The organism is Paenibacillus sp. FSL W8-0426 (assembly GCF_037969725.1).
GTDB classification, from domain to species: domain Bacteria; phylum Bacillota; class Bacilli; order Paenibacillales; family Paenibacillaceae; genus Paenibacillus; species Paenibacillus hubeiensis.
Map to the genome: position 1 here is coordinate 3079186 of NZ_CP150203.1, position 21451 is coordinate 3100636.

16 protein-coding genes are annotated in these 21451 nt (G+C 49.8%); 11 read left to right on the forward strand and 5 right to left on the reverse strand.

What is annotated here, in order from left to right:
- Window positions 1–14: 14 nt before the first annotated feature.
- From MKY59_RS14025 to MKY59_RS14035, 3 genes are all read right to left on the reverse strand, one after another.
- Window positions 15–845, reverse strand: a complete 831-nt coding sequence (locus MKY59_RS14025; protein WP_339278077.1) for a carbohydrate ABC transporter permease — start codon at window positions 843–845, stop codon at window positions 15–17.
- 1 nt (window position 846) lies between these two features.
- Window positions 847–1719 (reverse strand): sugar ABC transporter permease, encoded by an 873-nt coding sequence (locus MKY59_RS14030; RefSeq protein ID WP_236413846.1) that lies wholly within the window; start codon window positions 1717–1719, stop codon window positions 847–849.
- A 69-nt stretch (window positions 1720–1788) separates the two neighbouring features.
- Window positions 1789–3102 carry an ABC transporter substrate-binding protein gene (locus MKY59_RS14035; RefSeq protein WP_339278078.1) on the reverse strand — a complete coding sequence of 438 codons (1314 nt, stop codon included), beginning with the start codon at window positions 3100–3102 and terminating at the stop codon, window positions 1789–1791.
- Window positions 3103–3310: 208 nt separating this feature from the next.
- Between MKY59_RS14035 and MKY59_RS14040 the strand changes: the two genes are divergently transcribed.
- From MKY59_RS14040 to MKY59_RS14055, 4 genes are all read left to right on the forward strand, one after another.
- Entirely contained in the window at window positions 3311–5080 is a 1770-nt protein-coding gene (locus MKY59_RS14040; protein ID WP_339278079.1) for a histidine kinase, read from the forward strand.
- A gap of 12 nt (window positions 5081–5092) precedes the next feature.
- On the forward strand, window positions 5093–6610 hold the full coding sequence (locus tag MKY59_RS14045; protein WP_339278080.1) for a response regulator: 1518 nt from the start codon (window positions 5093–5095) through the stop codon (window positions 6608–6610).
- Window positions 6607–6822 carry a DUF6366 family protein gene (locus MKY59_RS14050; protein WP_339278081.1) on the forward strand — a complete coding sequence of 72 codons (216 nt, stop codon included), beginning with the start codon at window positions 6607–6609 and terminating at the stop codon, window positions 6820–6822. Before MKY59_RS14045 ends, MKY59_RS14050 begins: the two co-directional genes overlap by 4 nt.
- An 85-nt stretch (window positions 6823–6907) precedes the next feature.
- A complete protein-coding gene (locus tag MKY59_RS14055) occupies window positions 6908–7906 on the forward strand; it encodes a hypothetical protein (protein ID WP_339278082.1) in 999 nt (332 codons plus the stop codon).
- 165 nt (window positions 7907–8071) lie between these two features.
- Here the strand turns inward: MKY59_RS14055 and ilvN are convergent, their stop codons facing one another.
- Together ilvN and ilvB are read right to left on the reverse strand one after the other, a co-directional pair.
- The gene (gene ilvN, locus MKY59_RS14060; RefSeq protein WP_339278083.1) at window positions 8072–8548 is read right to left on the reverse strand and encodes an acetolactate synthase small subunit; all 477 of its coding nucleotides are present in this window, start codon (window positions 8546–8548) and stop codon (window positions 8072–8074) included.
- Window positions 8541–10289 (reverse strand): biosynthetic-type acetolactate synthase large subunit, encoded by a 1749-nt coding sequence (ilvB, locus tag MKY59_RS14065; protein ID WP_339278084.1) that lies wholly within the window; start codon window positions 10287–10289, stop codon window positions 8541–8543. Before ilvB ends, ilvN begins: the two co-directional genes overlap by 8 nt.
- A gap of 116 nt (window positions 10290–10405) precedes the next feature.
- On the opposite strand from ilvB, the gene MKY59_RS14070 reads away from it, so the two are divergent.
- From MKY59_RS14070 to MKY59_RS14100, 7 genes are all read left to right on the forward strand, one after another.
- Complete coding sequence (locus tag MKY59_RS14070) at window positions 10406–12436, forward strand: LuxR C-terminal-related transcriptional regulator (protein WP_339278085.1); 2031 nt, start codon at window positions 10406–10408, stop codon at window positions 12434–12436.
- Between the two features lie 451 nt (window positions 12437–12887).
- The gene (locus MKY59_RS14075; protein ID WP_339278086.1) at window positions 12888–14114 is read left to right on the forward strand and encodes a chromate transporter; all 1227 of its coding nucleotides are present in this window, start codon (window positions 12888–12890) and stop codon (window positions 14112–14114) included.
- Between the two features lie 554 nt (window positions 14115–14668).
- Entirely contained in the window at window positions 14669–15202 is a 534-nt protein-coding gene (locus MKY59_RS14080) for a sigma-70 family RNA polymerase sigma factor (RefSeq protein ID WP_339278087.1), read from the forward strand.
- Window positions 15186–16838, forward strand: a complete 1653-nt coding sequence (locus tag MKY59_RS14085; protein ID WP_339278088.1) for a DUF4179 domain-containing protein — start codon at window positions 15186–15188, stop codon at window positions 16836–16838. The genes MKY59_RS14080 and MKY59_RS14085 overlap by 17 nt, the downstream gene beginning before the upstream one ends.
- A 245-nt stretch (window positions 16839–17083) precedes the next feature.
- Window positions 17084–18283 carry a sensor histidine kinase gene (locus MKY59_RS14090; protein ID WP_339278089.1) on the forward strand — a complete coding sequence of 400 codons (1200 nt, stop codon included), beginning with the start codon at window positions 17084–17086 and terminating at the stop codon, window positions 18281–18283.
- On the forward strand, window positions 18283–18936 hold the full coding sequence (locus tag MKY59_RS14095; RefSeq protein WP_339278391.1) for a response regulator transcription factor: 654 nt from the start codon (window positions 18283–18285) through the stop codon (window positions 18934–18936). Before MKY59_RS14090 ends, MKY59_RS14095 begins: the two co-directional genes overlap by 1 nt.
- Window positions 18937–19115: 179 nt before the next feature.
- The gene (locus MKY59_RS14100) at window positions 19116–21305 is read left to right on the forward strand and encodes an MMPL family transporter (protein WP_339278090.1); all 2190 of its coding nucleotides are present in this window, start codon (window positions 19116–19118) and stop codon (window positions 21303–21305) included.
- Window positions 21306–21451 lie beyond the last annotated feature (146 nt).

Consider the following 21451-nt stretch of genomic DNA (forward strand, 5'->3'; position numbering starts at 1 on the left):
GCCAACCACATGAGTTAACCTTTCACCGCACCGGCAGTAAGGCCGCTGACGATATATTTCTGGCCGAACAAATAAAGAATGAACACGGGCAGCGACGTCAGCACGAGGTTGGCGAAAATCAAGTTCCAGTCCCGGCTGTACTTGCCGTAAAAGTTGTAGATGGAAAGCGGCATCGTCCAGGTGGAGCTATCCGTCAGGAAATAAACCGGTATCGTGATATCGTTCCACACGGACATGAACACCATGATCGCAACGGTGGCGTTAACAGGCAGGATCAGCGGCGTGACGATTTTGAAAAAGACCCCGAAGACGCTCGCCCCTTCCAAAAAAGCCACTTCGTCCAGCGCTTTCGGAATCGTTTTGATGAAACCGCTGTACAGGAACACGCTGAATGCCGTATTCAGCGCGGCATAGATCAGAATGACGCTGGTGATGCTGCCGTAAAATCCAAGTCCTTGCACGACGCGAATCGTCGTGATGATGGACATCGGGGCGATCAATCCCATAAAGAAATACATATAGATCGCGCCGGAAACCTTCGTTTCCCTGCGTGCCAAAATGAACGATGCTGCCGAAGAGGCAACGATGTTAATGATGGACGAGATCCCCGTAATCCAGATGCTGTTCAAGAAAGCGCGGGATAATCCGCCTTCTTGAAATACTTTAACGTAGTTCGAGAACTGCCACTCTTTCGGGAAACTGAGCGAGAAGCTGAGCACTTCGGCACTCGTTTTGAACGAACCGGAAATCAGGATGATCAGTGGCAAAAGAATAAGCAGTGAAGCGAGAATCAGTATGCCCTCCACAATATAATTGCGAATGGCGAGTTTGCGTGTGTATCCCATGTTATTCGGTAACCTCCTTGCGCCGCATGAAAATCAGAAGCGGAATGGCGATGATGGTGACTGCCACGAACAATAGCGTATTGACCGCGGTACCAAGTCCCCAGTTGCCTTCGCCGAACGAACGCAAAATAATCGTACCGACGACCTGCGATGCATTGCCCGGGCCACCGCCGGTCATGACGTATACTTCGGAAAATACTTTGAGTCCGCCAATCAGCGTCAGCATCACGTTGATGTTGATGGCAGGCAGCAGGAGGGGCAGCGTAATTTTAAAGAAGCTTTTCCAGGAGCTTGCTCCGTCGATCCTGGCCGCTTCGTAGTATTCCTGGGAAATGGATTGCAATCCGGCCAGATAGATGGCCATTTGAAACCCGGCGCTCTGCCAGATGGACACGATGGCAATCGTCCAGATGACGAGCGAAGGATTCGTCAGCCAGGCTTGGCTAAGCGAATGCAGGCCGACCGCATCAAGTACGTTGTTAATCGTACCTTCCGTACGCAGCATCGGCGTGAACAAAATGCTGATCACAAGAATGCTGAGAATGGAAGGGGAGTAGAAAATCGCGCGCAGCAGGTTTTTCGTTTTCAATCGCATGTTCAGCGCTACCGCAAGCAGAAGACCGATGATGTTTTTGCCGGCAACCGTGACTACGGCGAAAATGGCCGTGTTTTTCAGCGCGAGAATAAGCGTTTTGTCGGAAAAGATTTTTTCGAAATTGGCCCAGCCGATAAATTTCAGGTCGATCCGGTCGAGCCGCCAGTCCGTAAACGAATAATAGAAGGCCGCAAGGGCCGGAATGACGAAAAAAATGGAGTAGATGAGGATTGCCGGAAGTATCATGTAATACGAATATAAGTTTTTTGCCCTTTTCATGTCTCACGCTCCGTTATGGCTTGGGCAGCACAACATCTGGAATGTCATGCTGCCCTTTATTTCGCTCTCTTAGAAACCGGCTACGCCTTTGTCTTGCATCAGTTGACTGAATTTCTCATCCCATGCTTTGAGCACTTCTTCCGGCGTCATGCCGCCGGCAAACTGATCCTGCAGCAAACGGTACAGCTCGCTGCGGTCAACCAGCATGTATGCATCCGTCGTCAGCACGGTTTTCTTCGGCGTAATGTAGTTGTCTACGATGTCTTGTTTGTAAGCCGGCAGCTCCGGCGTCGTTACGTCGCTGAGATTGGATACGTAGCCTTTGGAATCTACGATTTTCTGCGCTACGTCTTTGGAAGCGATGAAGTCCAGAAACTTTTTGGCTTCTTCCAAATGTTTCGCTTTTTTCGGAATGAACAGCTGACCGCCGAGTGGGCTTGCTCCCAGGCTAGCATCTTCGGATGAAGGGATCGGGAATACGCCCAATTCCATGCTCGGGTCTTGCTGGGCCACGCCTTCGATCAACCAGTCACCCATAAACATCATGGCGACTTCCTTGTTCAGGAACTTGCCAACCGCCATGTCGTAACTGTCGCTAAGCACGTCTGCGTTGGTGTACCCTTTTTTATACACTTCGTACTGCTGTTCCAGGAAGGTTTTGAATTCCGGGATGTCAGACCATTTTCTTTTGTTGCTGTTCAAGTCATCGAAGAAGGTCGGATCATTTTTGGACACAAAATCGGCAAAGGCTGCCGCAGGCCAGATGTTGGCTGCCCAAGCGTCTTTATATGGCATAAAGACCGGCGTAATGCCGCTCGCTTTGATTTTTTCGCTGACTTCCAGGAATTGATCAAAATTTTTCGGGATCGACAAGCCCAGGTCGGCAAAGATCTGTTTGTTGTACACAACGCCTTGCATACCCGTATCCTGGCTGACATGGAAGCTGTAAATATGGCCGCCTGCAGACAGAACGTCTTTGTTCACGATTCTGCTTGCCCAAGGCTCGTTATCCAGAATTTCGAAGTTGCGTTCCAGGTTTAAGTCCGTAACGGCGCTGGCCAGGTTGTATTGAATAATATCCGGCGTTTCATCCACGGCCAGCTTGGTTTGCAGGACGGTCGTCGTTTGTTCGGCCGGAATAAGCTGCAAATTCACGGCGATGTTGGTTTGCTTTTCGAATTCGTCCAAAATGTCCTGCTGGATAAAGGCCGAATCTTGAGAGCTTTTGGAGATGGCCAGCTCCAGCGTGACTTTGCCACCTTTGCTTTCGCCGCCTGCGGACGATCCTGAATCCGAGCTACCCGAGCCGCATGCCGTCAACGCGATGGACAATAATCCGGCCAGAAGAACGGACGCCGTTTTTTTTCTTTGATGAATCTTCAATGCAAATCCCCCTCTAAAACGTTTGATTGAATCCGCTTACAGACCTGATTATACGTTTTCCTCCATGCAGGGTACATGTCTGTGGTTGAGCGTTGATGTGTAAAATTCTGAACTTGAAATCGCTATCATTTCATGATCACTCGTGATACAGTAAGGAATGAATGCAAACGGATTCGACAACAAGACAGAACGGGAGGCGGTCTCGCAAGTGGCCAAGTTCATGCATCGCGCAACGCAATTCAGTTTGCAAACCAAGGTGTTTCTGACGTTTCTGGCACTGCTGTTGTTTGTGCTGGGTTGTTTCCTGGTGTACGTCAATGTCGTGGTCATCCGGCCTCTTAAAGAAAAAACGGTTCAGGATATGTTGATGACGGCGACCAAAGTCAGGGAGCAGGTCGACCTTTATATTGATCATCAGAACCAGCTGTCACAGCGGCTGCTGTCGAATAAAGACATTTTCGCTACCATGGACAAAAGCTATGAGGCCCAGAACAGCTATGAGAGACTAAAGCAAATTCGCAAGTTAAAAGATATCATGTTTCAAGCGATTGGGCCTAGCATGAATATCAAGGACATGTCCATTTATGATCCAAGAGGGGTCATGCTTACTTCGTACTTGGGAGCAACCAATCGGGAGTTGTCCTTGCAGCGGACGCTGGAGGGCAGTGAGGCGGGGCGGCAGTGGTCAGGCAGCGGATTCGTGTTGCTCCGGCATGCGGACACCATTTCGTTCATCCGCTCCATCAATGATCAGAATGGCACAATATACGGTTATCTGAACATTCAGATGGACCAGGATTACGTGCAAAAGCTGACCGAAGGAGTAACGGCTGGAGAGGTCTATATCCTTAATCAATACGGAGAGCAGATGACCGGCTTGGATGAGGGCGCTCAGCAAGTGAAACAAATTGAACCGTCGTCGTCCGAGGGGCTGGATGTCGATGAGCAAGGCAATTACATAACGCATTCCCAATCGTTGCATTCGGGATGGATTACGTATATCGTTACACCGAGAAAATCCGTATTTGGATCGGTGAATTCGGTGCAGCTGATTTCGATCCTGCTCATTACTTCCCTTATGCTGGTTTCTTTTGTGTACATTTTAGTTTCGACGCGGAACCTGCTGCTTCCCATCCGCAAGCTTCGCAGCCAGATCTGGCGCATCAATTATAGCAATATGAATTTAAAGGTTGACGATCGTCCCAAAAATAACGATTTGCTGCTGCTGAATGAAGCCTTCCAGGATTTGATGCAGCGGCTGCAGCAATCGATCGACCGGGAGAAAGTGGCGCTGCATGAAGAAGTCATGGCCCGGAATTCGGCGCTTCAGGCGCAGATCGCACCTCATTTCATTCATAATGTGTTATACCTCATCAGCATTGCAGCCCAAGAGGGCAAAACGAACGTTGTTTCCGATATGTGCAAACATTTGTCGGACAGCTTGCGTTATATCGTATCTTCTCCATACGCGCATGTGACTTTAGCCGATGAGCTTGAACATACGAGGCATTACTTGTCGTTGGTTCAACAGAAGTACGAGGAAGATTTGGAATGGGAGATCGTATCGGACGATTTGTCCAACGAAATTCAATTGCCGAGACTGGTGATTCAGCCCTTTGTCGAAAATTGCATTGAGCATGCATTTATGAATACGGCTCCTCCTTGGAGCATCCGGATTACCGTAAAACAATTCAACGGTTTATGGGCTTTGGAGATCAGAGACAACGGGGACGGATTCAGGGCGGAGAAAATACAGGAAATTATGAACAATATTCGAGAGAACGCTTCGAATGCGAGTCAAAGACAAAGCCGGCATACCGGGCTGGGCAACATGGGGATCGTCAACAGCGTCAACCGGCTCCAGCTGATGTATGCCAATCGGCTTATGTTTAATATTTTCAATCACCATTCTGATCAGGAAAAAGGCGCAACGGTACAGATTATTGGCTCCATGAGCCAAGATTTTTACCAAGAGTAGGAGGCGGAAGAGATGTACAACGTCATCATTGTAGAGGACAGCAAACCGATCTTGCGCAACATTAAGACCCTGTTGGATGCGCTCGACATGCCGCTTCGGGTCGTCGCCACGGCAACGAATGGAGAGGAGGCGCTTGAGGCGATACGCCATGAGTCCATTCATATATTGCTGACGGATATCCGGATGCCCAAAATGGACGGATTATCATTGATTGAACAGGTCAAACAACTGCACCCGAATCTTAAAGTGGTGCTGATCAGTGGTTATAGCGATTTTGAATATACGCGCAAAGCGTTGAATCTGCAGGTGTTTGATTATTTGCTCAAACCGGTGGATCGCAAAGCGCTGGAAGAGGTCATGGCTCGCGTCATCGACCAGTTGAACCGGCAAATGCCCAATGATGCGGAGCTGTTGAAGGATATCGTAGCCCCCGAGTTATACGCGAACTTCAAGCTGGGAGAAGACCTGTCCTTGGTCGGACAGGTGATGTTTGTTCTTCGCAGACAGCCTTTCACAGGCGGCGGCCAACAGTGGGGAAGAGAGACGATCCTGTATGCGCTGACGGAATATTTGGCTCCTTATCCTTGCAAGGCGTTTCCGGCGCAGAGCTCGCAACAAATCATTGCGTTCGTAAACCGTGCTGTTCTGGATCGTTACTCATCCGTGTATGAGTGCCTCGAATCCGTTCGGCGGCACTTATCGAAGCAGGGCATGGACGTAATGATCGGAGGACAGCTGTTAACCGGCGAATCCGGCAGATTGCCGGAGTTATACCATCGGATCTCCGGAATTATTGGGGAGCAGCAGCGGATCAATCAGGGATGTGCGCTGGACACGGGGAATCCCGTTTCGCTTGCCCGTTCGGAAACAGGAAGCATGGGCATCGCTCCGGAAACGGACGTTGTGCGCATGATCCAACGGAATCAGAAGGAACGTTTTCAACTGAAGCTGTCCGAGCTGCTGGTGAAATGGAAGGAACATAATGTACAGCTGGCGGAGCTGGAACGATTCATCGGTTTATTGGTCGATACGTTTGCCCATTTGCTGGAGGAGCGGGGGTCGGGGATTCGGCTTGGTCTTGAAGCACGTGCTAAACAGCTGCTTGAAGAAACGAATTATGCCGATTTTGGCATTGCGTTCATGGCGTGGACGGGACAATGCTTCGACATGCTGCAATCGCATTCCCGCAAAAGCAGGGAGGTGCTGTTCGAACAGATTGACGAATATATGAAAATGAACCGATACTCGTCATTGTCGATCAATGACCTTGCCGTAAAATTTCACGTGAGTCCGTCATATATTAGCAGAGTCATTAAAAACTTTACCCAGAGTACGTTTGTTCAGTATTATACAGGGTTGAAAATCAAAGAAGCATGCCGGCTGATGGAGAGCAAACCGCACATGAAATTCAGGGAGCTGTCCGATTTGCTGGCATTCAGCGATCAACATTACTTCTCCAAAGTGTTCAAGGAATACACCGGTTTCAGTCCCACAGAGTATAAGGAGCAGTTAAGGGAGGGATCAAGGTGAGTGAAAACAAGGAAACGCCGGAATACATGAGGGAACGTTTAATTCAAGAAGAACAACGTAAAGATTCTCCGATGGTGGTATTTAAGGACGGTATGGATCGGGCTGCGGGCGGCAGCCTGTCGGAACTGATGCGCGGTTTGGGGTGGAAGGGAACCTTGATCGTTGTGCTGGTGCTTGTCGTTGCGATCATCGTAATGCCGAGGTTTTTTTGAATGGGGCGTGTGGATCGAGGTGAAGTCGCCAAATCAGGTATTTTTTTAGGAAGGTTCAATAGAACTATTGGAACAGGAGGCAGATTTGGATAAAATATCCTTGATTCTAATCACATTCGCTTGGAAGGAGAAATACAAGATGACGGGTACCGAGAAGAGGAAAGGCACCATTCTACGAAGAGGTGGGCTGCTGGCCTTAAGCTTGCTGCTGATGTCCCTGGCCCTTCTGCCGGCGGGTTCCGCCCAGGCTGCAGACAGCAAATGGATCAACCAGATATGGGACAAATACAAGGCATATAACAAGAAAACGGTCTCAAATTATAACGCTTATATGAAAAAGGCGACGGATACATACAAAGCCTATCTTCAGAAACAAAACAGCCGCCTGGACGAACTGGAAAGCATTGTTTTGGAAGACCAAAAAAAGTGGAACGAATGGCTGAAGGCGGATTTGGCGAAACTTACGGAAAAATACGGGGATAACCGCGAGCTGCGGGATGCATTGAATCAGTACGAACGCGATATCAATCCGAACTCGCTCAGCAGCCCCATGGGTCTTTACTCCCGGGCGGCCAACCGCAATTCCCTGAGCAGCACGATGGGCATATATGACCGCGCAATCAACGAGAACGCACTGACCAGCTACATGGCCGAATATAAAAAAGCGGTTGATCCAGACAGTTTAACCAGTCCCGCTTTTGCGCTGAAAAAAACGGTATCGGATCGTTACCTCACCAGCCCGATGTATCTTTTAATGAAAAACTCCAGCACTGACTACCTCACCAGCCCGATGTATCGTTATTCGATCGGAAAGATCAGCAAATCCAAAGCACAGCAGCAATACAGCAAACTGTATAAAGACTATACCGCCCAAATTTCCAGGGATACTGCGGCTTACAAAAAGGAGATCGCCGAAAAGGTCGCATCCGCCGATCTGAAGATTCAGAAGCTTTATCTGGAAACCATCCAGGCGCTCGAGAAGCAGCGTAATGAAACGCTGCAAAACATTTCCGACCAGCGCAAAAAAATGGGCGAGGAAGGATTGACCTGGGAGCCACTGCTAGTAATCCCCGCAAAAAAGTGAATGGTAACCCTCAAGATGGACACTTTGAAAAAAAGGGACCGTCCTGCCGATTTTTATATGTTGAGGACAGGAACTTGGTTCCCGTGCCTTTAAAGGACGATAGCTGTTAGCCGAGGAGGCAGTCAAGGACAAATGCTTGTCCTTGGCTGCCTTTTGTCATCCAACTTACGGCCGGCTCATCGCGGTTTCCCCGGTTCGTGTCAGCTCAAGCAGGCCATATGGCTCGAGAAGCTGAAGCAGGGCATTGTTTTGCGCCATCTCGCCGACAACCTGCACAACGAGCGCGTCCAGACCGACGTCGGCAATGGTGCATCGAAACGTTTCCGCGATCGAGCCAATTTCCTGCCGCTGGACAGGCAACGCCTTCAGCTTCACGAGCATCAATTCCCGCGACAGCTTGGGAGCGGGATCAAGCGAATGGACTTGGATTACGTCGACCAGCTTGCTCAACTGCAAGATCAGCTGATCGCGCATTTGACGGTTGCCCGCGGCGACGATCGTCATCCGCGACAAACCTTCGAGCTCACAGCCGCCTACCGTAATACTCTCGATATTATATCCTCTGCGGCTGAATAAGTTGGCGACCCGCTGCAGCACCCCCGGATGATCATTGGTCAATACGGAAATGGTATGTCTATCCATTGGTTATCTCTTCCCCCGTCATCATATCGCTCAGCGCCATCCCTTGCGGCACCATAGGATATACTAGCTCATCCCGATCGACTACAAAATCGATCAGAACAGGTCCTTCCGTTTCCATTGCAAGCTGCCACACCCGTTGTGCTTCCTCTGGGTTCTGCGCCCTTAATCCCGTTATGCCGTAAGCTTCCGCGAGTTTGACGAAATCCGGACTGCCGGACAAATCGATATGGCTGTGGCGTCCTTCATAGACAAGCTCCTGCCACTGTTTGATCATGCCCAGCGTGCGATTGTTGATCACAACAATCTTCACCGGGATTTGGTGGATGGCGCACACCGCCAGTTCCTGTGCGCACATCTGCATTCCGCCGTCGCCATTGATCGATATGACAGTGCGCCCGGGATTACCGATTTGAGCGCCAATCGCAGCGGGAAAGCCGAATCCCATCGTACCGAGGCCGCCTGAAGTGATCAGCGTACGGGGGTGGTTAAAGCGGCCGAACAGCGCGGTCCACATTTGGTGCTGTCCGACGTCCGTCGTGATAATGGCTTCGCCCCCGGTGGTTTCGGCAATCATCTCGATGACATATTGGGGCTTCAGTTCCTGTCCGTCTTTGCGGTAACGCGGCGGGTGAAGCATTTTCATCCGGTTCAGCTCGGAAACCCACGATGCGGTTTGGTTGGCATGGCCGTACGTACCTGAATCTGCCCGCAGCTCATCAAGCAGTGCGCGGAGTACCGTACAGGCATCCCCCGTAACCGAGATGGACGAAGGCACCAGCTTGCCAATCTCGGCGGCGTCAATGTCGATGTGGGCAATGACCGCCTGCGGAGCAAAGCCGTCAAGCCTCATGGTCACCCGGTCATCAAACCGGGAACCAACGGCGACAAGCAAGTCGCACTGCAATAAAGCCCGGTTGGCGGTAACCGTTCCATGCATGCCTGCCATGCCGAGCGAAAGAGGATCATCGGAAGGAAATCCCCCGATTCCGAGCAGCGTGGTCGTCACCGGGATGCCGCAGTGACGAGCCAGTTCCGACAGCGCCTGTTCAGCCCCGGCGTGGATAATGCCTGCCCCCGCCAGAATGAGCGGTTTCCTGGCACTCCGCAGAACGGCGGCCAACCTGCCGATTTGATCCGGTCGGACAAAGGGAAGCGGTTGGTAGCCCCGTATGGAGATTTCCTCAGGATATATAAACTCTGTCATCTCAGCGGAAACGTCTTTCGGGATATCGACCAGCACCGGTCCTTTTCGTCCGGAATTGGCCAAATGAAACGCTTCACGAAGCACTCGGGGCAGTTCATCCGCCGTACGTACCATATAGCTGTGTTTGGTCACCGGCAGGGTCATACCGACGATATCGGCTTCTTGGAAAGCGTCGGTGCCGAGCAGCGACGTAGCCACATTGCCGGTTATAACGACCAGCGGAATGCTGTCCATATGAGCGGTCGCAATGCCGGTGATCAGATTCGTTGCACCAGGTCCCGATGTTGCCAGACAAACTCCTGTCCTGCCAGTGGAGCGGGCGTATCCGTCTGCGGCGTGAATGGCTCCTTGTTCATGTCTGGTCAGGATATGCTTGAAATCCGGGTTTCCATGCATCGCATCATATATATACAGCACGGCGCCCCCAGGATACCCGAAGACACATTCAACCCCTTCAAGAAGCAGGGTGCGCAGCAGTATCTCCGATCCGCTGATTCGGTCTCTCTTTAACAAACGTTCACGATCCGTTGGATTCATGCACATTCACTCCCTTCATTTACACGGTAACATGCGGAAACGAAGGAGAGTACTACCCATCCTGTTACTTTGATAGTATACTTTTGGCTAATAATTTAACCGGGAGCGTACCGAACATGGAAACGATAAGGGATGTCATGATCAGGCTTGGTGCCGAGGAATTTACGGGGAGAGCCTTCGAATGCCAATATTTCGGCAGGATGCTGGAAGCCGGCAGGGAGGGAACGGCACAAATATTAAACGTGCACGGCACGGGCGGAATCGGCAAAACCACGCTGCTGACGCGCTTTAGCCGCTTGGCGGACAATGTCGGTGCCGGGTTCGTGCGGATGGACATGCAGGATTATATGGGCAGCCCGGACCTTTTTATGCAGGATCTGGCGTCCAGACTGGACTCGGATGGGCAAAGACCTATGGGGACAGTGACTGCAGAACGAATTATCGAGCATCTCCACAACAGCACAGCGGGAAAAAGGATCGTGCTCGCACTGGATCAATACGAGGAGGCCGGAAGCATTGATTCTTGGCTCCGTGAAACCTTTTTCCCCCTTCTCCGGTCCGACCTGCTGATCGTCATTGCGGGGAGGTACCCGCTGGGCGGCCCCTGGAAGCTGTCTTCGTTATGGAGGAGGCTGATCGTTAATCTTCCGCTGACCGAATTGCAGTATGAGGAGGCTAGGACCTATCTCCGGCGGCAGGGAATCACGGACGAGTCGTTGATCGACCGGCTGTGGCTGATCTCATCAGGGCATCCGCTTTCCTTGTCGCTGCTCGCTGTCAATACGGGAAGCGGCCAATTCCGCAGCAGCGCTAAGCGGGAAACGCACGCGGAACTGCTGCAATATTGGCTTGAGGAGGTGCCTGACGAAACGCTCCGGTCCTTGGTATATGCGGCATCCGTTCCACGGAGCTTCGATCTCGAAATGCTGCAGCGGATGATGGAGGCAGAGCTGCCTCGCGAAGTATTCGAACGTTTGATCAAGCTTTCCTTTGTCGGAAGCTCTGCGAGAGGATGGCAGCTGCATGACCTTGTCCGTGACGCTGCCCGGCAGAGTTTTCGGGAACGGCAGCCGGATACGTTCGCGCTGTACCTTGAGCGGCTGATCGCGGTTCTTAACGAACGGATCCGTTCAAAAATGGAGGGGGGGTCAAGCGCCGCTGCGGATATATACGAGTTGATCAGCCACACCGGCCATCCGATTCTGCGCGCACATTTTCGGTACAATCGCAGCTCGGCAAATTATTGGGAGCCGGTGACGGAGCAGACACTGCCGGAAATGGAGAAGTATATCGAACGGCGGAAAGCCGCGGCCAAGACGGCCAGAATCGTATGCTCCGATCCGGACAGTGATGAGTGGTTCCGATATGAGTTGACGGGGCAAGAGAGCCTGCTCCGGTTAACCGGATGGCATCCAGCCGAATTGACCGCATTTGGGCTGGATTCGTTCCGTCTGCTGCGGGGACCGGATGGCGACGTTCTCGGGCTGGCGGCAATGCTGTCCGTTCGGGCCGATACGCTGCCGTATTTACTGCGGAACCCGCTTTCGGCTCCTTGCTTCCGTTTGTTAACGGAGGCACATGATCCGCAGGAGAACGAGACATGCAAATTTATATTCGCCGTAGATGTGATGGACCCGGAAAGCCGCGAATTGCGTTCGGACAGCGTTAATCTGATCATGGAACACGTTTTATCAGGGACTTTGCTCATCGCTTGCCCTCCGGCATTGCCCTTTTACCGGGATTCCCATATCAGCATGGGCTTTGAACCCTTACTCGGCATAGAATGTCCTTATGTTTACAACGGCGGCGTTCAGGCCGCAGCGTACCGTTTGGATACCCGTGGGAACAAGCTGCACGCATTTTTGGAGAAGACGGCAAGTTTACGAACGGAAAATGGTTCAATGAAAGAACATCCTCATTCGGCTCGACGAAAAGCGGAGGGCTCCCTGATAAGCCGACTAACCCCGCGGGAGCTTGAAGTAGCCGAACGCATTGCCAGCGGGTCCACGAATAAGGAAATTGCCGGCTCGCTGTTTATTAGCGAAGCGGCCGTCAAGAAACATCTGAATGCGATGCTGCAAAAGACGGGCCTAAAGAACCGTACGCAAATTGCTGCCGAGCTGCTGAATTCGCGGACAGACCTTTAAAAAATGCAATCCCATTTAGGCTGCCATTTAAGTCCGGTGATGAACCGGGCTTTTTGTTTGCGGTTATGAAGCTTTATCCACTTTATTTAACCCCGAGTTAAAATGGAATGCGAAAATGATCGTTATAATGTGGGTATATAAACCGTACTAATCAATCACACTAGGGCACTGCGAGTACAGTACCATCTTCCGAGCGCCATTATCCCCAGATTTTTTTGAATCCCTTTTTCAAAAGGGAAAATCCGGTGATAAGCCTATGCTTCCGATGCAGCTTTCTTTCAGAAAGCTTTTAGCGCACGCTTTGCTTCTTCAGATCGGTTCTGTCTCTCCGTTAACGTGTGTATGTTTTTTGCGCTTTATATTGTCGGGAAAAGGGAATAGATTTACTTCTCCGACACTGTGAAATGAATCGGATCCTGCAAACGAATGGTACAGGAGGAATCAAAAACGCGTGGAAAACAATAAAGTCGTAACCCCGCATGAACCGAAAAGCAAACTCAAAGCACTTCTTGAAGTGTTGACCGTATCCACCAAACTCGGCCTGACTTCATTCGGAGGACCGATTGCCCATCTGGGGTATTTTCATGAGGAATACGTGCGCCGCCGAAAGTGGATGGATGAACGTAGTTATGCGGATTTAGTAGCATTGTGTCAGTTTTTGCCTGGCCCTGCCAGCAGTCAAGTAGGGATTGGCATTGGCGTCATCCGTGCCGGATTGCTTGGGGGATTGACGGCCTGGCTGGGTTTTACGCTTCCATCAGTCATTGCTCTGATGTTGTTCGCTCTCCTTTTGCAAGGGATGGATATTGGAAGTGCAGGCTGGATTCATGGTCTTAAAATCGTTGCTGTTGCCATTGTCGCACAAGCCGTGCTTGGGATGGGGCAAAAACTGACGCCTGACCGCAGCAGGGCAACCCTTGCTATGGTTACCGCTTCCGTAATCCTCTTGTGGCAAACGGCCTTCACTCAAATCCTGATGATTGTTATTGCAGGCATCCTTGGAATGATGCAATATCGTAAAACAGCAACTTCTGAGATGACAGACTTGTCCGTACCCGTTAGCCGTAAATTCGCCCTTTTCTGTATAGCTGCCTTTGTTGGACTTCTTATTCTTCTCCCGTGGCTTAGCCCGTTGGATCGCTCGGGCTGGCTGTCTTTCTTTGATCGCTTCTACCGATCGGGAGCGCTTGTGTTTGGCGGTGGTCACGTCGTTCTTCCGCTGTTGGAACGTGAAGTCGTCCCTACAGGTCTGGTCAGCGAGTCCGACTTTTTGGCAGGGTATGGTGCGGCACAGGCTGTACCTGGACCACTATTCACCTTTGCTGGATATTTGGGAACAATGATAAGCGGGTTTACAGGCGCTTTGATTGCCACGCTCGCTATATTTTTGCCTGCTTTTCTTTTGGTCGTAGGTGCACTGCCCTTCTGGAATTCTTTACGCAAAAGCTCAAAAATGCAAGGAGCTTTAACCGGGATTAACGCAGCCGTTGTAGGCATCCTGTTGGCGGCGCTGTATGATCCGCTTTGGACTACGGCGATTGTGGCCCCTGTTGATTTTGCACTGGCATCCTTTTTATTTCTGATGCTCGTTTTTTGGAAAGTACCGCCGTGGGTCGTGGTTGTTGCCGGCGCATTGGGAGGCACCATCATTAACTTTCTTTCACCTTGTTTTTGTTAAAATATAGGGGAATGTGGAATTAATCGATTAATTATTCCAACAACGAAGGTGAAACCGGCGTAAAATTGGGCTGGTTTCACCTTTTTTAATCGCTATTTATATTATTACAATATATGAAAAATTCACAACAGAAAAAACAATCTCCGCTCATCATATTACGAATCCATACACATTCCCACGCCCATCGAAAAACCGCATGATGTGCCACACTCCTTTCAAAAAAGCAAATATACCCTCTACCATTATCATGGCATATATAGATTGAATTAGACATTTACACCAAAACGGAGAGGTCAGAAAGAATCTGGAGAAGCGAAGCGTTCTAAAAGCTTTCTGAAAGAAAGCTGCATCGTAAGCATAAGCTTATCACCGGATTTTGCCCTTGAAATAAGGGGATCACAAAAATCTGGGGATAACAGCGATCGGAAGATGGTTCTGACCACGTAGTGACTCGGTGTAAAAATCAATGGTTCCAGCTTATATAATAAAAAAAGTGAAGAAAAATTCGCTCTCGCTTGTCTACTAGATATCTCATCCAGAAAGGAGCGTCAGGGGTGAACGAGCATGAACTGTTTCAAACTTACAGCAAAGATGTTTATCGTACCTGCCTGTACATGCTGAAGAACAGCCAGGATGCGGAAGACGCTTGCCACGACGTATTCGTCATCGTGTTCCGCCAGGACTGGAGAAGCGTGACCTATCTGAAAAGCTGGATTATGCGCATTGCGATGAACCAGTGTCTGAACGTGATCCGAAAAAACAAAGTCAAACATGACAAGCAGCATCAATTGCAAGCATTGCACGACCAGATGAGCCAAAAAACCGATGCGGTGGACAACATCGTCATGACCAAATTTTCGAACGAGGAATTGGAGAAACAACTGCAGATGCTGCCGGACAAGCTGCGCAGCGTCATGACGCTGCGATTTATCGGTGATCTTACCATTGCCGAGATCGCGGCAGCGCTAGGCATACCCCAAGGGACGGTAAATTCAAGGCTGCACAAGGCTCTGAAGTTGATCCGAAAGAAGATGGAGAGTTACGAAAAACGCACCATGAGAGGAGAGAGTTATGTTGGACTCCGTTGAAACCAAGGTTAAAAACCATATGAATCATGCAAACCACGTCAATTATCCTGATTTTGATCAAATGTTTGCCAGCATTCAAAAGGATCAGTTGCGCATGGGCATTGAGGGCGTTGACTCACGCAACAGGTCAAAAACGAGAACGGCCATCGTGCTTGGTTTATCGGCTGCCATGCTTGCAACTCCCGTCTATGCGGCCTTCCAATACGATTGGAGCAGCATCCTTTCCAGCAAATCGGGCATCGAATCCGCGCTAAAGGCCGGTTACGGACAAGTCATCGAACAAAGCGTGACGAACCATGGAGTTACTTTAACGGTTCACACCGCTTTTACCGATGAAAACAGAACCGTTCTGTTGTATACGCTAAAGCCGGAAGCACACATGAACGGACAAGAAATCAGATATGACGAGATCGTGCTTAAAGACGCCAACGGGACGCCGCTTGGAGGACGTTATTATCAGGAGTGGAACGCGGAGCAGGGCGTATATCAAGGTTATTACGAAACAGAGCAGGTGATGGACAAGCCGCAGTCACAGCTTCAATTCTCCATTACCAACGTACGTTATCTTCAAGATGTGCAGCAATCCATTGCGTTGGACCCTGCGGATTCGGGCACACAGAGGTTCGATATTCAGAAAGACGGAATTTTATCGGTTGAAGTGCAGTCCTTCAAACATGCGGAAGGAGAGACGAGAATTCAATCCAGCGTGATCTTTGCTCAACCCGAATTGAAGGCTCAGACCTGGGCAAGAATTATGGCCTATGACAAGGATCAGAGCCTCATCAAAGAAACAGAAAGCCCGGGTTATGGCACGGACGGCCCAACGGGGGAATACTTCAGCAGGCAGATATTCGATGAACAGAAATGGCAGCAGCAGGGAAACCGTTTCACCTTTGCATACACACATGAACAGGCACGAACGGAGGGCACATGGAGCCTGGATCTGTCTTTGTCGGGGCAGCAAATGGAGACTGGGGCTTTTAAGAAGGCACTGAACCTACCGCTGTTTGACCATCCTTCCAAAGTGGACATCAACGAACTTGTTGTGACGCCAACGCAGATTCGCGTAACGTTGAACCATGATGAAGAATACTTCAGATTGCCATACCGGACTTATCAACTGGAGGTCGGCGGAAAAATCATGGACGGTTACGTCAATGTCGAGGGAACACCCGATCCCCACCAGACCGAGTTGAGGTTTGAACAGAACGACTCCATCCTGATGGACATGGACGAACTCGTCAACAAACCGATGACATTGATCGCGAAAGAGCGCGTAGACGAACATGCGGGGAGCGGAGTGCCCATCCGTTTGCAAAATATTTCAGAACAACCCCGGACGGTGACAATGGATTATGAAGGATTTTCGGTCAAGTGGACCTATTACAGCAAGGACGGGAATCTGTATGTCGATTCGGAAAGCACGGACGATACCTTTGGCGGGATCAACCAAACCTATTTCCTGAGCGGGGGCGACAAACAGTATTCGACGCCACAGTTTTATAACGATGCCGAAAACAAGCATACAGATGTGTTCAAAAACGTACACGCTGCTGAGCTGGATTTGTATGTGCACAACTATACCACCAGACAGAAACAGGATGAGCTGCGTATTCCGCTTACGACAACAAAGTGATATTTATCCATAGAAATTAGTAACAGAACGATCCTTTTCACAATATCGTATGAATTTCCTAAAGAGCTGCCTGCTGGCAGCTTTTTTAGCTTATATATAACCGAAAAAGACATACACACGCGTTTTAGTGCGTTTATTTAACTGTCACTTTGCCCAAAAGGGAAGCGCGTTTGCCCGTTCAGACAATGTATTAAATGTGGATCGGTTGTATGATAAAGGAATAAGACGACTATAGGGGGAACCTCATGTTTGGCAAGTTCAAAAATAAAGAGGATACAAATGAACTGTTTGCGTTCAGGCTGCCCATTCTGATCTGGCTTGGACTGGTATACGCAGCTACGATAATCATGCAGTCGATCAAGGAACCCATGATCGTTTCGTCATTGTGTTTTTCCTTACTGTTTATCATTCATGTCTATCTTCATCTCAGTTCTTATCGCTTCCTTGAAAAAAACTTCTGGTTATACTTTTTTTTACAAAGTATTTTGATTTACTTCTGCGCCATTATTATGCCAGAAGGGTATCAGCCTGTTCTGATCGGGCTGCTTCCGGCGCTGATTGCGCAAACGCTCGGATATTCCTTTAGCGTCAAAAGAGCCGTGTTCGTTTCCATCATTAGTGTCATGATCTTTTTTGATTCTGCCTTAACGGTGGGAGAGCGACAAGAGCTCTTTTTATTTATCCCCATCTTCATTATGATGCTGATTATCGTCATCGCGTATACGGTGTTGTTTTTTCGCCAAGTGCATGAACGGCTTCGTATTCGAAGCTTTCTCATGGATTTGCAGGAAGCGCATAAAAAGGTGGAGGAGCTGACCCTTTCCAATGAACGGCAGCGTATGGCAAGGGATCTGCACGATACGCTCGCACAAGGACTTGCGGGAATCATCATGCGGCTGGAAGCGACGAATGCGCATTTGGCGCAAGGACGCACCGAGCGGGCTCACGAAATTGTTCAGCAGTCGCTGACGCAGGCACGAAGAACATTGGCTGAGGCAAGAAGGGCCATCGATGACCTGAGGTCAACCTCAACGTCTGATATGAATTTCAAGGAAAGCATCGAAGACGAGATGATTCATTTCAAACATGCTACCGGCATTCCGATCGAAGCGACTATTCGATGGAGCAGACCTTTAACGAGACTCATCATGGAGCATAGTCTGCACATCGTTAAAGAATGCCTTACGAACATTGCTCGGCACGCCAAGGCGAACATGGTATTATTGACGGTGACCGATCAGCATGGTGCCTTAACCATTGAGATTAAGGATAACGGGGTCGGCTTTAACGTGGACACCATCGGCAAACTTTCCGGGCATTACGGATTGCTTGGCATTCAAGAGCGGGCCAGATTAGTGGGCGGAACGCTTACGTTGTCCAGCAGTGAAGACGGAACATGCATTACATTGGAAATCCCATTGGATGAGGGAGTACATGATGAATGATGAATACGTATAAAATCATGATTGTTGACGATCATTATGTGGTCCGTGAAGGTCTCAAGCTTATTCTGGAGACAGGCGAGCAATTTCAGGTCATCGCTGAAGCGGAAAACGGGAAACAAGCCGTACAAATGCTGGAGAAACAGCTGCCGGATATCATTTTGATGGATCTGAACATGCCGGTCATGGGCGGATTGGAAGCGATGCAAATCCTCAAGGATCGAAACTGTGAAGTGCCGGTCATCATTTTGACCACTTATAATGAGGACGAATTGATGATTAAAGGGCTTGCGCTCGGCGCCAAGGGGTATCTGCTTAAGGATACCAGCCGCGAAAGCCTGTTCCGCAGCATTGAATCCGCAGTGAGAGGTGAAACGCTGCTCTCCTCGGATATGTTGGAGAAGGTCATCCAGGCCAAGATGCAGCCCAAAAGCGAAAGCACCACGGTAAGCAGCAAGTTGGCACTGACTGACAAAGAACTTATGATTCTGCAATTTGTATCCAAAGGATATAAAAGCAAAGAAATTGCTGCAGCCATGGATGTATCCGAGCGTACGATCAAAGCGCATTTAACGAGCGTGTATAATAAACTTGGCGTCGATTCCAGATCACAGGCCGTTGCCATCGCCATGGAACGCGGCATATTAAAATCATAGAGGGTTAAAGGAATGCGAAACGATCAGATGGCCATCTGATCGTTTTTTGGTTGGTTACGGGCTTGCCCGTTTTTGCCCAAAGGTACATGCCCGATGGTACGATGCTGCTGCGCGCAATCTCCATTAACCTAATAACAGATCAAGAAATTTAATGTTATTGGATTGGAGTTGTTGGCGGAATGGCTAAAATGTTGTATCGACTGGGATGGTGGTCGGCCAAAAATCGATTGAAAGTGATATGGATCGGATTACTGAGCCTGCTGGTCACCGCAGGTTTTGCATTATCCATCGGACCGGCGTTTGGTGAAGGTTCGTCCATGCCTGGATTGAAATCACAGGATGCATTGGAACTGCTGTCCAAGGAGTTCCCTTCACCGAAAGATGATGGCGGAAAGATTCAAATGGTGATGAAAACGCCTTGGCATGAAGATCTGTCCGCAAGTTCAGCCCGGCAGTTCATTCAGCAGAATTTGAAAATAATCGCCAAGGATACAAGCGTACAATCGACTGTAAGTCCTTATGACACCAAAACCATTAGCGAAGACCAAACCATAGGGGTTGCGACAATTAACTACAAGGTTGCGGGTGACGAAGTTACAGACCAGTCCAAAGAACGGGTGGAACAGGTTGCTCATGCGATGCGCGATGCAGGCTGGGGAGTTGAGCTAACCGGCACGGGGTACGTGCAGATGGAAACCGGCGGGGCGACCGAAGCCATCGGCATCCTCTTTGCCTTTATCATTTTATCCATTACCTTCACTTCGTTTCTGACAGGCATGCTGCCCATTATTACTGCTATTGTGGGGCTCGTACTTGGGCTGATGGGCGTGCTTTTGGCTTCGAATGTAACGGAAATGACTTCAAGTTCGCTTTCATTGGCAGCCATGCTTGGACTGGCCGTGGGCATCGACTATGCGCTGTTCATCGTTTCCCGGTTCCGTCAGCAACGAGCAGAAGGATATGGCATACATGAATCCATTGCGATTGCCAATGCTACTGCGGGTAGTTCCGTCGTATTCGCGGGCATCACGGTCATCATCGGACTGATTGGGCTTTCCGTCGCACAGATTTCGTTTTTGACGGCAATGGGGATTGCAGGTGCATTGTGCGTATTCACGGCGGTCATCACAGCAATTGTTATTGTGCCCGCCATTCTGGGGCTGCTTGGAAAACGGTTGGATCCGGAAAAGAAAAACCGTTTCTTATCCCTGTTTGTGAGCAAGTCCAAAAAAACGGGCGTAGATAGCCGCTGGGGAAGTTTCGTGACAAGACGACCTTGGTCCATTCTGGTGATCGGGGCCGGCCTGCTTGCCATTGTTGCTTCACCATTCAGTCATTTGAATTTGGGCATGCCGGATGATGCGCAAAAGTCCACGGCCAAGACGGAGCGTCGGGCATACGATTTGTTATCCGAAGGTTTTGGTGCCGGATACCACAGTCCGATTATTGTGCTGGCGAAAACGTCGGGCAATGAAGAGAACGATTCGAATACGGAAAAGATAAATCAGGTGGTAAGCGAATTTAAAAAATTTCCGAATGTGGCCAGTGTGTCCCCTGCAATCCCAGGTTCGTCGGGAGAAGTCAGCATGATCCGCATCATTCCTTCCACAGGTGCGCATGATGTTCAAACGAAAGAGCTTGTGGAACAGATTCGCAGCAAAGCCCCTGAGATGCAAAAAGAACAAAACGTGCAGGTCATGGTGACCGGAAGCACGGTCGTCAGCATTGATATTTCACAGAAATTGAATGATGCAATCCCGAAATTTGGGTTGGTTGTTGTCGGTTTGGCCTTTGTTCTGCTTATGGTTGTATTCCGTTCCCTGCTTGTACCCATCAAGGCAGTACTGGGTTTTGTGCTCTCCTTTATGGCAACCCTGGGTTTCGTCGTTTATGTCGTTCAGGATGGCAAGCTGGGCCACTGGTTTGGATTCGAAGCTCCCGGGCCTGTGCTGAATTTCCTGCCGATTATCGTCGTCGGCGTTCTTTTCGGGCTCGCCATGGACTACGAAGTGTTTTTGGTCAGCCGGATGAGGGAAGAGTATAAACATACGGGGAATGCGCGACGAGCCGTTTTGGCAGGAATCAAAAATAGCGGTGCTGTCGTGACGTCTGCCGGCCTGATCATGATCTCGGTGTTTACGGGGTTTATGATGGCTGAAGATCCGATCGTTAAATCGATGGGGTTTGCGCTTGCATTCGGCATTCTGTTCGATGCATTCGTCGTGCGTTTAATGCTGGTGCCTGCCATCATGACGATCCTTGGGAAGTCTGCCTGGTATTTGCCGAAGTGGCTTGATCGCCTCATACCGAACCTTGATATTGAAGGCGAGAGCGTATTGCAGGAACTTGAACGGGACAAAGCGGCGTAAGGACAAGGCGGCTGTATAAACCGCCAAAAATATGCACACGTCAACGGAGAGGCAGAACCAATCCCAGATTTTCCCTTCGAAGAAGGACATTCGTAAAAATCGGGGATAATGGCGATCGGAAGACGGTACTGTACTCGCAGTGATCG

Excerpts from the sequence above, each read along its gene's own strand:
- MKY59_RS14030 (WP_236413846.1), bottom strand. The coding sequence starts at position 1,719 with ATGAAAAGGGCAAAAAACTTATATTCGTATTACATGATACTTCCGGCA.
- MKY59_RS14090 (WP_339278089.1), top strand. The coding sequence starts at position 17,084 with ATGTTTGGCAAGTTCAAAAATAAAGAGGATACAAATGAACTGTTTGCG.
- ilvB (WP_339278084.1), bottom strand. The coding sequence starts at position 10,289 with ATGAATCCAACGGATCGTGAACGTTTGTTAAAGAGAGACCGAATCAGC.
- MKY59_RS14085 (WP_339278088.1), top strand. The coding sequence starts at position 15,186 with ATGTTGGACTCCGTTGAAACCAAGGTTAAAAACCATATGAATCATGCA.
- MKY59_RS14095 (WP_339278391.1), top strand. The coding sequence starts at position 18,283 with ATGAATACGTATAAAATCATGATTGTTGACGATCATTATGTGGTCCGT.
- MKY59_RS14045 (WP_339278080.1), top strand. The coding sequence starts at position 5,093 with ATGTACAACGTCATCATTGTAGAGGACAGCAAACCGATCTTGCGCAAC.
- ilvN (WP_339278083.1), bottom strand. The coding sequence starts at position 8,548 with ATGGATAGACATACCATTTCCGTATTGACCAATGATCATCCGGGGGTG.
- MKY59_RS14100 (WP_339278090.1), top strand. The coding sequence starts at position 19,116 with ATGGCTAAAATGTTGTATCGACTGGGATGGTGGTCGGCCAAAAATCGA.
- MKY59_RS14070 (WP_339278085.1), top strand. The coding sequence starts at position 10,406 with ATGGAAACGATAAGGGATGTCATGATCAGGCTTGGTGCCGAGGAATTT.
- MKY59_RS14025 (WP_339278077.1), bottom strand. The coding sequence starts at position 845 with ATGGGATACACACGCAAACTCGCCATTCGCAATTATATTGTGGAGGGC.